Source organism: Proteiniborus sp. DW1 (assembly GCF_900095305.1).
Classification (GTDB): Bacteria; Bacillota; Clostridia; order Tissierellales; family Proteiniboraceae; genus Proteiniborus.
Genome location: NZ_FMDO01000039.1, coordinates 48697 through 61465, shown reverse-complemented (window position 1 = coordinate 61465; position 12769 = coordinate 48697). Strand labels below are relative to the sequence as shown.

Here is a 12769-nt window from a genome sequence, read left to right as displayed (position 1 = left end):
TCCAAATTCTCAACATTGTTATATTCCTTTTAAAGTGTTATAATTTTTAAAATAATCGAAAAATATTGGGGGGACAGGATATGACAAAGAAGAGATTTTTAATTTTATTGCTAACTGTGATAATACTAAATATTCCCCCTCATTATGAGAATACATTTTCTCAAATAAGTGTTACACTAAAGGCACGTCAAAAAAACAAAGATATATTCATTCAAATACTAACATCATTGGATGTAGAAAAGTTAAAAGTTGAAATAATATCTGAAGAAGGAATTATAAAAAACATTATTTACAAAGATTATTTTACTATTAGAGAATATTCTGGGAAAAGATATAATGAATTTGTAGTATCTAGTAAAGGAAAAGATATAGTTGATACTGATATTATAAAAGTATACTATAATACTAAGCTAATAGCTGAATGTGATATTTCTTCTATTCTTTATAGTATAACTGAAAAAGCAGAAGATAGAGTTTTATCCATTCAGTATAGTGCTAATGATATAAATGATAGAGAAGAAGAAAAAAAGTTAATTAGAATAGCAACTTATAATATACATCGTGGGAGAGACAAGGTGGGATATTCTAATCTTAACCATATAGGAGAATTTATTAAGAGTTATAATATTGATATCATTGGGTTACAAGAAGTTGATAAAAATGTATCAAGAACTAACTTTGAAGATCAGCTTAAAATTCTAGCGGACAAGCTAGAAATGTACTATTATTTTGGGTCAAATAAAAGATTTTTAAGCGGTGAATATGGAAATGGAGTACTGAGTAGGTATCCTTTACAGAACTCTGAAAACATAATAATGCAAGGCAAAGAACCTAGAGGCTTATTAAAGACTAATGTGCTAATTGATAAAAATAGAAGGCTAAATTTTATGGTTACTCATTTAGGCTTAGATGTTAACGAAAGACAAAAGCAATTTAATAGCATATTAGAATATGTAGGTTTATATGAAGAAGATTTAATACTTGTGGGAGACTTTAATGTAACTGATAATGATCCTAATATTATTAAGATTCAGCAGAAGCTTAATGATGTGGGAGATAAAACCATATATAGATATGTAAACACATTAAATGTTTTTAGAAATGAGTATAGAATAGACTATATATTTACTAGTAAGTCCATAAAAATAAATAGATATAAGGTTGAGAAAGTTCAATACTCAGATCATTTTCCAGTAATCGTAGATATTGAATATTAAAACTCCTCTAAAGGTATGCTGATTCAGCATACCTTTTTTTAGAATAATTTTTTGAAAACAAGGTTTTATCTACCATAAGAATACATAGATTATAAAGCGCATAGATTTATATATGGAGGAGGATTACTGTGAAAAAAAAGATAAATGAAATAAAGTCAAATTTATCAGATATACTTGAACTTCCAAAGGATATCATGCTAGATTTACCCAAAGTTACCCTAGTAGGGAATCTACAATTATATATAGAAAACCATAAAGGTATTATAGAGTATGGAAGCTTGAGGATTAGAGTAAATACTAATACTGGTATTTTAAGAATACTAGGAAAAAATATGGTGATAAAGAATATAGTTGCGGAAGAAATAATTATTATTGGAGAAATAGAATCAGTAGAATTTACATAATGGGAGGTGAAACATTGTTACTTATTCGTATATGGAATTATTTTCGCGGTTATGTTATTATAAAAATTGAAGGACTCACACTAGAAAAGTTTATTAATCTGGCAATAGCCAAGAATATTATTTTATGGGATATAACTAGAATAGATTATACTACATTGAAGGCAAAGGTCAGCGTAGCTGGTTTCAAAGAGCTAAGAGACATAGTACAGAAGGTAGGCTGTAGGGTAAATGTAATAGAGAAGAAAGGCTACCCTTTCTTTATAAATAAATTCAAATACAGGAAAATGCTTGCTATTGGATCAGTATTATCAATATCTCTAATCATTTTTCTAACCTCCTTCATTTGGAATATAGATATTGTTGGAAACGAACGCATAAAGGATGAAGAAATTATCAATGTTTTAGAGTCATTAAAAATAAGAGAAGGTGTAAGTAAAAGAGCTGCTAGAGATATAGATATTAGCAATGCTTTATTATTGAGCATCCAAGACTTAGCATTTGCAAATGTTCAAATACAAGGAACAAAGATGATTGTAGAAGTTAAGGAAAGGGAATTAGTTCAAGTAGAATTAAAAGATGATGTACCTTGCAACATTTTAGCCTCAAAAAAAGCAGTTATAGAAAAGGTAATTGTAAAAAATGGAAAAGGCTTGGTTTCAAAGGGAGATATTGTAAAAGAAGGACAGATTTTGATAACTGGGGTTATAAACTCAGAAACTTTGGAATCACCACTTCTGGTACATTCTGAAGGAAGTATAATTGCAAGAACAATATACACCGAAAAAATTGAGGAACCAATTGTCAAGACAATTGATGATGAAACAGGTAATACATTTACAACAAGGGAAATAATAATAGGAAAAAAGAGAATTCAGCTAATGAATGGAGAAATACCTTTTAAGGACTATGTAGAAGTAGAGAAGATAAAAGAAATTGGAGATTTAGGAATCATCAAACTACCTATAGTAACAATTCAACATACTTTTAAAGAAGTACAGAAGACAAAAATAAAACAAGACGTTGAAGCTTTGAAAAAGATTTCAGCTGTAAAAGGAACACAAAAACTAATGGCTAAAATTCCTAAAGATTCAACTGTAATTTCAAAGGATGTTAGATATAGCATTGAAGATAATATACTTGTTACAGAAGTAATTATAGAAGTAAATGAAGATATTGGTGTAAAAGAAAAAATAACTAGTAATAATCAGGAGGATTAATATTGGAAAGAGAAATACAAGAAAGAAGAATTAGCATAAATAGAAATGACCATGCATTGGAACTCTTCGGAAGTTTTGATGAAAATATAAAGTTAATTGAAAGAGAGCTTGATGTAGATATAGTTTCTAGAGAAGGAGAAATAAAAATAATAGGTGATGAGCCTAAAATATTATTTGCTGAAAAGTTAGTAAATAGCCTTATTAGAATAATCGAGAAACAAGGGAAATTGACTAAACAAGAAATAACATACGCTATTCAGCTTGTTTTAGAAGGGCAGGAGGATACGTTAAAAGAATTATTAGACCAGGCAGTTTGCATTACAGCATCTGGAAAAACCATTAAGCCTAAAACCATAGGGCAAAAAATATATGTAAATTCTATTAAGGAAAATGATATTGTTTTTGGTATAGGGCCAGCAGGTACAGGAAAGACATATTTGGCTATGGCTATGGCAATATCAGCATTTAAGAATAAAGAGGTTAATAGAATTATTTTAACTAGACCTGCTGTTGAAGCAGGAGAGAGTCTTGGATTTTTGCCTGGCGACTTACAAGAAAAAGTTGATCCATATTTAAGACCATTATATGATGCATTATATGATATACTAGGACCAGAAGTGTATGCTAAATATATGGAAAGAGGCTTAATTGAAGTTGCGCCACTAGCATATATGAGGGGAAGAACATTAGATTCTTCCTTTGTCATTCTAGATGAGGCACAAAACACAACTAATGAACAGATGAAGATGTTTCTTACAAGATTAGGTTTTGGCTCAAAGGCGATAATTACAGGTGATATAACACAGATAGATTTACCAAAGGGCAAAAATTCTGGATTAAAACAAGTAACTAAGATACTAAACAATATTAAGGGTATCGACTTTGTTTATTTAACTAAAAAAGATGTAGTGAGACATCAACTTGTACAGAGGATTATAGAAGCATACGATAAATATGACAAAAAAGAAGAGACTTGCTAATAAAAAAGGGAGGGGTTTTATGGTTTCTAATAAGAAAAAAGAGGACAAACTAACTACGAAGAATATGTTTTCTTTCTTGAACAAGACTATTGTAAAGCAAATATTATTGGCTGTGGTATTTACACTGCTGATGTATTTTATTGTAGGTAGTAGTATGGCACCTGAAAGAATAACTGTAAAAGTCGGAGACCTTGCCCCAGATGATATTAGAGCAACAAAGGAAATGATAGATGAGATTACAACTGAGAAACTAAAAGAAGAAGCAATGAAAAGTATTGATACAATATATAGGGTTGAAACATCAGTACAGGTGAAGATAAAGAATGACATCAATAGGTTTTTTATAATTTTAAGAGAGATAAGAAACATGGAAGATGAAACCCATGCTAACAAAATGGAAATTCTCCAAAATAGAACTAATATCAATCTTGGAATTGAAGAATATAGCATTGCATTATCAATATCTGGTGATGCTTTAACGACTCTTGAGAACAATGTCCAAGACATGATAAGTCAGGTTATGGGTATGGGAATAATAGAAGAGGAGCTTGAATCTAAAAAAGAAAGCATATCGAGGAGTTTTGAAGAGTTAGAACATCTATCAGAAAATGCAAAGACTTTAGGTATAAGTATTATTGAAAAAACCATTCAACCAAATAAATTTGTGGATGTAGATACTACTTTTCAGAAAAGACAAGAAGCTGCAGATCAGGTAACACCAGTAGTTATTAAAGAAGGGCAAATAATAGTCGAAAAGAAGCAGTTAGTTGACGAAAGAATTTACTCTTTAGTTAAGAAGACGGGATTGCTTAAGGAGACAGAAGGCCCGGATTATAAGCTTATTGGTGGAACTATGACTTTTATTTTGATACTTGAGGCCTTGATAGTGTCATATTTATACATTTTTGACAAAGAGGTTTTTTATGACACAAAATTACTATTAGTTTTAGCAATAATAATATTGTCCATAACTGCCATATCAAAGGGCATGTATAGAATATCAGAATATTTGATGCCTATTTCAGTAGCTACAATGCTTATTTCGATATTAATTAACCCAAAGCTAGCTATATTAGTAAATTTAATAATGTCTATTTTCATTGGAACAATAACAGTAAATGATATGAATATAATGATTCTTCTCCTTATAGGAGGTACAGTTGGTACCTTTGCTATAATAAATACACACCAAAGATATAATATCGTATTAACAGGACTAATTGTCAGTACTATTAATATACTTACTATTAGTGCATTTGGTTTTATACATGGAGTTGAATTTAAGGAAATATTATATACTAGTCTTTATGGAGCTTTAAATGGACTATTTAGTGCTATACTGACTATAGGCTCTTTACCCTTGTGGGAGAATTTATTTGATATATTGACACCCTTAAAGCTTTTAGAGTTATCAAATCCTAACCAACCATTGCTGAGAAGATTGCTTGTTGAATCTCCGGGAACATATCACCATAGTATAATAGTAGGCAATCTTAGTGAGGCTGCTGCTGAGGAGGTTGGAGGTAATCCATTAGTAGCAAGAGTTGGTGCTTATTATCATGATGTTGGAAAGCTTAGACGCCCGTTCTTTTTTAAAGAAAATCAATATAATGGAGAAAATCCACATGACAAGATTAATCCAAGTCTTAGTACTTTGATAATTACTAATCATACAAAAGATGGAGATGAGTTAGCAAAAAAATACAAGCTACCAAGTGCTATTAGAGATATAATTATACAGCATCATGGTCAAACTTTAGTAGCTTATTTCTATCATAAGGCACTAAATAGCGAAAACGGAGATACAGTAAAAGCAGAGAATTTTAGGTATGCTGGGCCTAAGCCTCAGACTAAAGAAGCTGCTATAGTAATGCTTGCAGATTCTGTAGAGGCTGCAACTAGGGCTATGCCAGAACCTACAAAAGGAAAAATTGAAGGTTTAGTTAGGCAGATAATAAAAGACAAATTAAATGATGGACAGCTTGATGAATGTGGACTAACACTAAAAGACTTAAATACGATTGCAAATACTTTTGTAAGAGTATTACTAGGAATATTCCATGAAAGGATAGAATATCCAAAGCTAGATTTAGCGGAGTTGAAGGGAGATAATTAAATGAATGTAGTAATTGATAACTCACAAGAGAAAATAATAATAGATGATACTGTAAAAGAGTTAATTGAAAGAGTAGTATTAGAATGCCTAAAGCTTGAAAATAAGGGATTCGACTATGAGATTAGTGTTACCTTTGTAGATGATGAAGAAATCAGAGAACTTAACAAAGAATATCGAGCAGTGGATAAAGCTACAGATGTTCTTTCTTTCCCATTAGAGGAAAATGAATTTGATATACCTGGAGATACTCTACTAGGAGATATTGTAATTTCAGCTGAAACTGCCAAAAGGCAGTCAGAAGAGTATGGCCACTCCTTGGAAAGAGAAATTGCATATCTTACAGCTCATAGTATGTTTCACTTATTGGGATACGATCACATGAATGAAGATGAGAAATTGGTTATGAGAGATAAAGAAAAGAAAGTTATGATGACTTTGGGTATCTTTAAAAATTAATATAGATAGGTGTTGCTCTGTGAAAGTGAGGAAATTAATAGAGAGCTTTAAATATGCAATATCAGGAATTACTTATACCTTAGAAACCCAGAGAAATATGAGAATTCACTTTGTAGCTGCTATTTGCGCAATTTGCTTGGGAGTTTTTATGAATCTTACTAAAACAGAGCTACTAGTATTATTTCTTACTATTTCACTAGTTATAGTCACTGAAATGATTAACACTGCAATAGAAAAAACAATAGATATGTTTACAAAAGAATATCATCCTCTTGCAAAAATAGCTAAAAATGTAGCTGCAGGTTCTGTACTAATAGCTGCAATTAATGCTATAATTGTAGCATATCTACTTTTTTTTTCTAAGATTAGTATTAGATTTTATTGATTATAGCAACTAAGAACATAGAAAAAATTCGTACCTCCATTTAAGTATTTGATGATACATTATTAGGAATACTATCAAATGTGATATATTTTGTTTATGGTAAGGTGGAGGGATGAATTTGACTGCTTCTAGTATGTACATGCGAATTATAGTAGTATTTGTATTGTTGCTTTTTTCTGCTTTTTTTTCAAGTTCTGAAACTGCTATAACTTCTATTCCTATAGCTAAGATACATCAGCTTAAAGAAGAAGACGAAGAATCTGCAGAAATATTAAAAAATATGAAGAGAAAAACAAACGATATCATAGCTTCCATACTTATTGGGAATAACATAGTAAATACTGCGGCAACTGCAGTATTAACCGAACTAATAGTAGAGAGATTTGTTTCTAAAAATTCCACATTAATTGCTACTATTATAATGACCTTATTAATATTAGTTATTGGAGAGATAACACCAAAGTCTTTTGCAACGCAAAACCCTGTAAAAGTAGCTGTAAAAGTTGCAAAACCCTTAGAATTATTAGCTACACTCTTTAGACCTATTCTTTTCATATTAACTAAGACAACTAATATTATAATTAAGCTTTTAGGCGGAGAAATAGTAACTAACAATCCTTTTGTTACTGAAGAAGAAATTAGATCATTAGTAGATGTAGGGGAAGAGGAAGGTACTATCAGGCATCAGGAAAAAGAAATGATAAAGGGAATATTTGAAATTAATGATATTGATGTTTCTGAGGTTATGGTACCTAGAATCGATGTTATAGCTATTTCTGAAGAGGCTAATTTAAGAGAAGCTTTAGACCTTATAATCACATATGGTCATTCTAGGATTCCTGTATATAAGGACACTATTGATAATATAGTAGGTATTTTATATGCAAAAGATATGTTGCCTTTTGCATCATTTAAGGACCAAAGATTTAATGAAAAAGGTATTACAGAATTAATGAGGCCTGCCTATTATGTTCCAGAAACAAAAAAAGTTAATCAACTACTTAAGGAATTGCAACAACAAAAGATTCACATAGCAATTGTATTAGACGAATATGGCGGAACAGAAGGACTAGTTACTATAGAAGATATATTGGAAGAGATTGTAGGAGATATATTAGATGAATATGATAATGAAGTTGATTTAATTGAAAAAATAGATGATAATGTGTTTTTGGTAAAGGCAGATGTTTCATTAGAGGAGATAAATGAGACTTTTAGCACTAATCTACCAGGAGAAGACTTTGACTCTCTAGGGGGGTTTATATTTAGTACACTTGGTAGAGTACCAGTACAAGGAGATATAGTTATTTATGAAGGGCTTCAAATGACTGTGATTGAATTAGATAATAGAAGAATTGTAACTGTTGAAGTGAAAAGAACAGATGAATTATAAAATAAATCTAGTAATCAACTGAAACTATATGGTAATATGTCAAGAGAAAATTTTTAAAGAAATCATGAGAAATGTTTAAAAAAGGGTAACTTTAATAGGACCTATGAAACTTTCTAAAAATAGGTTGAGGATAGGATAATATTTTATTGTATTTCTTCAACATTTAGCAAAGTCAGCAATAATAAAGGCATCTAATGGATTAGTTTTATCCATATCAACAAAAGACTTTCTGTGCTGTTGATCTAGTCAAAGAGATGCAGCATCTGAAGTAAAAAGCATTTGACAACTAAGTTAGGAAGCAAGCTTTGAAGGCAATAGCCTAAGGGCTTTGCGAGGGAGAAAAGAATTATCCTTTGTTAATTATTCCTAACTCTATTTTAGCATTAGGATATCTCAATTAAAAATTGTAAACAAAAATAAAATAATAATATGTTTAGACACCATAAAAAACTGGGTCTAAATATATTATACGAGGGGGAAAACATATGAGAAAAAAAACATTTCTAATCACTATTTCTTTACTGCTCCTAATACTCGTAGCTTTAACAGCCTGTAATGGTAAAAGTAAAGAAACCGATAGTCCGGATATTATAGTTGATGGTGAGGACATTCAAAGCAATGAAGATAATAAAGATAGTGAAGATGAATCAGAAGTCATACTACCTGAGGGTATCCCTTCGCCTCTAAGTGGCATATATGCAGAAGAGGAAAAAATCAATAGAAGACCTGTGGCTGTGATGTTTGATAACGACCCTAAAGCTAGATGGCAAGCTGGGCTTAGCCAAGCAGAAGTAATATATGAATTCTTAGTAGAACCTCCTTATACAAGATATATGGGTATTTTCTTAGTAAATGAACCTGAGTTAATTGGTCCTGTAAGAAGTGCTAGACCATATTTTGTAGCTACTTTGTTAGAGTACGATCCTTTATATGTAAGAGTAGGAGGAAGTGAACAAGCAAAAGCAGATGTAAAAAAGTACAAAATAGCTGATATAGATGGATTGTATAGTGGTGCATTTTGGAGAAATACTAAAACAGGAAAAAAGGCACCGAATAATATGTATATAAGCATGGAAGGAATAAGAAAAGAGCAGAAAAGATTGAAATATAATGAAAAAGGAGAATATCAAGGCTTCACTTTTAGTGACAAGGACTATGATATAGAGGGTATGGAAGCCAAAGAAGTATTAATTAAATATTATTCCAGTAATACCACAAAATATGAGTATGATTTAGAAAACAAGGTATATAAAAGATATAAAGACGGAAAGCTACATATAGATGAGATTGATAATGGGCCAATTGTTGCGAAAAATATACTTATACTCGAAGCTAAGACCAAGATAATTGATGATGCGGGTAGAATGGACATACAAGTTATAGGCCAAGGAAAAGGTTACTATATAACTAACGGAAAATATATTAATATTACTTGGAAAAAGGCTTCAGTCAATGATAAAATAACTTTTCTTGATGCTGATGGCAATGAAATTAAATTAAATTCAGGAATTACTTGGATTCAATATACTAAACCTGATCCAGATGTAGAAATTATATAATGAGGTGATATTAAGTGAATGTGAAGGAACTAATAAATATAGCTTTGGATGCTAGGGAAAGAGCATATGTACCTTATTCAAACTTCAAAGTAGGAGCAGCGCTTCTATCAAAGAGTGGCAAAATTTATACAGGATGTAACATAGAATCAGCGTCTTTTACTCCTACAATATGTGCTGAGAGAACGGCTATATCTAAAGCTGTGTCGGAAGGGGATAGAGACATAGAGGCTATAGCAGTAGTAGGGAATATGGAGGACTTTACCTACCCTTGCGGTGTATGTAGACAGGTAATTAGAGAATTCGGAAAGAATGCTACAATAATAATTGCGAAAAGTGAAGAAGAATATAAACTTTATAGTTTGGATGATTTGTTGCCGTATAGCTTTGGACCTGAAGACCTTGACAAATAGATAATGGGAGTGAAATGATGAAATATAAATCAGGATTTGTTACTATAATAGGGAGACCAAATGTAGGGAAATCTACACTTTTAAATTACATAATAGGCGAAAAAATGGCCATAGTATCAGATAAGCCTCAAACAACTAGAAACAAAATCCAATGTATATATACTGGTGAAGATTTTCAAATTATTTTTATTGATACACCTGGTATACATAAGCCTAAAAATAAACTTGGAGAGTATATGGTAAATATTTCAAAAGACACATTGTCTGAGGTTGATGTCATATTGTGGCTTGTGGATGAAAGCTTAGAAATGGGACCAGGAGATAAATTTATACTAGAAGAATTAAAAGATATTAAAACAGAAAAAATATTAGTTATTAACAAAATAGATAAATTGAAATCAGAGGAGATAGAATTAATTAGAAATAACTATGAACAACTAGGTATATTTAAAGATATCATTCCATTATCTGCAATTAAAGGAAAAGGTGTAGATACTTTAATAAAGGCTATATTAAAGGAATTACCAGAGGGACCTCAATATTTTCCAGCTGATATGATTACAGATCAGCCTGAAAGACAAATAGTTTCAGAAATCATAAGAGAAAAGGCTCTTAATTACCTTGATGAAGAGGTTCCTCATGGAATTGCAGTAGGAATAGATCTGATGAGACAAAGGGAAGATAAGGATATTATAGATATAAATGCAACAATATACTGTGAGAGGGAATCACATAAAGGAATTATTATAGGTAAAAATGGAAGAAAATTAAAGGGTATTGGTAAAAGTGCAAGACAAGATATTGAGGCATTGCTTGGAAGTCAAATTTATCTTGAACTTTGGGTTAAGGTAGAAAAAAACTGGAGAGAAAAGGAAAAGATAATAAAATATTTTGGATACAAATAAGAATATAGCATATTTTGTTCATTTTAACTTTAGTAGCATAAATTGCATGGAATTAAAAGATTATATAGTAACAAACTACTATATACATTATCATTTTAAGGAGGACAAAATATGTTGATGAATAAAATGTGGAAAATTTTTGAAAGTACTGGAAACATAGATGCATATTTATATTATAAGGCATGTTGTAATACATCAAAAGAAAATGAAAAGGAGGTATTAGAGTTTACAAAAGAAGAGAAAAGAGCCTAATAAGTGTAAGACCTGGGGTGGATAAATGGTATTAAAGACAGAAGGATTGGTATTGAGACAAACAAAATATGATGATTGGGATAAAATACTTACTATATTCACAAGAAATAATGGAAAAATTCAAGCTATTGCTAAGGGGGCGAGGAGACCTAAAGGAAGCTTAATAGTAGGTACTCAAGTTTTTGCTTATAGTGAATTTTTGTTGTATCGAGGAAAAAATCTATATCAAGTAAATCAAGCTGATATAATAGAGTCTTTTTTTTCACTAAGAGATGATTTATACAAGCTTGCATATGCTACTTATATTGCCGAACTAGTTGATGCAGGTGCTGTAGATGAGTTAGCAAATATAAAGTTATTTGACTTATCAATTAAAACTCTTAGAGTTCTATCTAAGCTTAAAAAGGATTACAAGAAACTTCTTATTGCTTTTGAATTAAAGTATATCAGTTTTATAGGATATAGACCTCATTTAAGAAGCTGTGTGATTTGCAATAAGGAATTAGGTAATAGAGTAAAATTAAGCGCTGCACATGGAGGTTCTATTTGTGAAGAATGTTCATATCGTGGTTACAATGGTTATGCAGTGAGTAAAGATATAATAGCAAAAATTGATCAACTTCTCTATGTACCTTTAGATAATATAGAAGAATTATGTATACCATCAAAAGATTTAAATATTATTGAAAGTCTAGTGTTAGAATATGTGATGAATCATATAGAAAAAAGAAATTTTAAATCCTTAGAGTTTTTAAAAAATTTAGAGGGGTAAAAGGAGGATAGAGATGGACATTAATTTAGAGAGTATTGATATAATAAGAGAAAGAACAGGAGTAAGCTACAAGGAAGCAAAAGAAGTCTTGGAAAAGCATAATGGGGATGTATTAGAAGCATTAATAGAGCTTGAAGAAAATAAACATTCTTGGAGTGACAATCTATCCAATAAGGGAGAGGAAATAATAGAAACCCTTAGGGAAATTTTAAGAAAAGGAAATGTAACGAAAATAGTAGTCAAAAAAGACGGAGAGACTATTGTCAACCTACCAGTTACAGCTGGGGCTATAGGAGTAATTTTAGCATTACCTTTAACAGCACTAGGATTAACTGCTGCAGTAATTTCAAAATGCAGTATTGAGATTACAAGAGAAGATGGAGAGGTAATAAATATTAATGAAATGGCTGAGAAGACAGTAGATAAGGTAAAAAAAGGCTTCAAAAAAGATGACAGATTTGATTCTAATACTCAAAATTTTTCAGATGAAAATGAAACTGAAGACTAGTATTGACAATATAAAATATTTTTGCTAGATTATGAATTGAAAATGAAAACTGTTGCGATGATGAAGAAGTTGCTAAGAATAATTATTAAAGAGAGTCAGGGATGGTGGAAACTGATATAATTTCTTAGTTAATGGAGCTTTAGAGCAATATCTGCTAAGTGGATATCTTGTAAGATATCAAGTAGGGTGGAACCG

Annotated in this window: 14 protein-coding genes; all 14 read left to right on the top strand. The window is 30.8% G+C overall.

Going from position 1 to position 12769, the window contains the following annotated elements:
* The first annotated feature begins 80 nt into the window (after nt 1-80).
* Nucleotides 81-1217: an endonuclease/exonuclease/phosphatase family protein gene (locus tag DW1_RS10185; RefSeq protein ID WP_074350514.1), complete on the top strand. Its 1137-nt coding sequence runs from the start codon at nt 81-83 to the stop codon at nt 1215-1217.
* 128 nt (nt 1218-1345) lie between these two features.
* A complete protein-coding gene (yqfC, locus tag DW1_RS10180; protein ID WP_143474404.1) occupies nt 1346-1621 on the top strand; it encodes a sporulation protein YqfC in 276 nt (91 codons plus the stop codon).
* Nucleotides 1622-1635: 14 nt separating this feature from the next.
* Nucleotides 1636-2838, top strand: coding sequence for a sporulation protein YqfD (yqfD, locus tag DW1_RS10175; protein WP_074350512.1), 1203 nt, complete (start codon nt 1636-1638; stop codon nt 2836-2838).
* 2 nt (nt 2839-2840) lie between these two features.
* On the top strand, nt 2841-3818 hold the full coding sequence (locus DW1_RS10170; protein ID WP_200800508.1) for a PhoH family protein: 978 nt from the start codon (nt 2841-2843) through the stop codon (nt 3816-3818).
* Between the two features lie 19 nt (nt 3819-3837).
* Nucleotides 3838-5934 (top strand): HD family phosphohydrolase, encoded by a 2097-nt coding sequence (locus DW1_RS10165; protein ID WP_074350511.1) that lies wholly within the window; start codon nt 3838-3840, stop codon nt 5932-5934.
* On the top strand, nt 5935-6390 hold the full coding sequence (gene ybeY, locus DW1_RS10160) for an rRNA maturation RNase YbeY (RefSeq protein WP_074350510.1): 456 nt from the start codon (nt 5935-5937) through the stop codon (nt 6388-6390). It begins immediately after the preceding gene.
* 19 nt (nt 6391-6409) lie between these two features.
* Complete coding sequence (locus DW1_RS10155; protein WP_074350509.1) at nt 6410-6775, top strand: diacylglycerol kinase family protein; 366 nt, start codon at nt 6410-6412, stop codon at nt 6773-6775.
* A 118-nt stretch (nt 6776-6893) separates the two neighbouring features.
* Entirely contained in the window at nt 6894-8168 is a 1275-nt protein-coding gene (locus tag DW1_RS10150; RefSeq protein WP_083605627.1) for a hemolysin family protein, read from the top strand.
* Nucleotides 8169-8653: 485 nt separating this feature from the next.
* Nucleotides 8654-9727 carry a DUF3048 domain-containing protein gene (locus DW1_RS10145; RefSeq protein ID WP_074350508.1) on the top strand — a complete coding sequence of 358 codons (1074 nt, stop codon included), beginning with the start codon at nt 8654-8656 and terminating at the stop codon, nt 9725-9727.
* Nucleotides 9728-9741: 14 nt separating this feature from the next.
* Entirely contained in the window at nt 9742-10137 is a 396-nt protein-coding gene (locus DW1_RS10140; RefSeq protein WP_074350507.1) for a cytidine deaminase, read from the top strand.
* Nucleotides 10138-10154: 17 nt separating this feature from the next.
* Nucleotides 10155-11042 (top strand): GTPase Era, encoded by an 888-nt coding sequence (gene era / locus DW1_RS10135; protein ID WP_074350506.1) that lies wholly within the window; start codon nt 10155-10157, stop codon nt 11040-11042.
* Nucleotides 11043-11153: 111 nt separating this feature from the next.
* Nucleotides 11154-11294, top strand: coding sequence for a YqzL family protein (locus tag DW1_RS10130; protein WP_083605626.1), 141 nt, complete (start codon nt 11154-11156; stop codon nt 11292-11294).
* A gap of 25 nt (nt 11295-11319) precedes the next feature.
* Nucleotides 11320-12066, top strand: coding sequence for a DNA repair protein RecO (gene recO, locus DW1_RS10125; protein ID WP_074350505.1), 747 nt, complete (start codon nt 11320-11322; stop codon nt 12064-12066).
* Between the two features lie 13 nt (nt 12067-12079).
* Nucleotides 12080-12574: a DUF4342 domain-containing protein gene (locus tag DW1_RS10120; RefSeq protein WP_074350504.1), complete on the top strand. Its 495-nt coding sequence runs from the start codon at nt 12080-12082 to the stop codon at nt 12572-12574.
* Nucleotides 12575-12769: the final 195 nt, after the last annotated feature.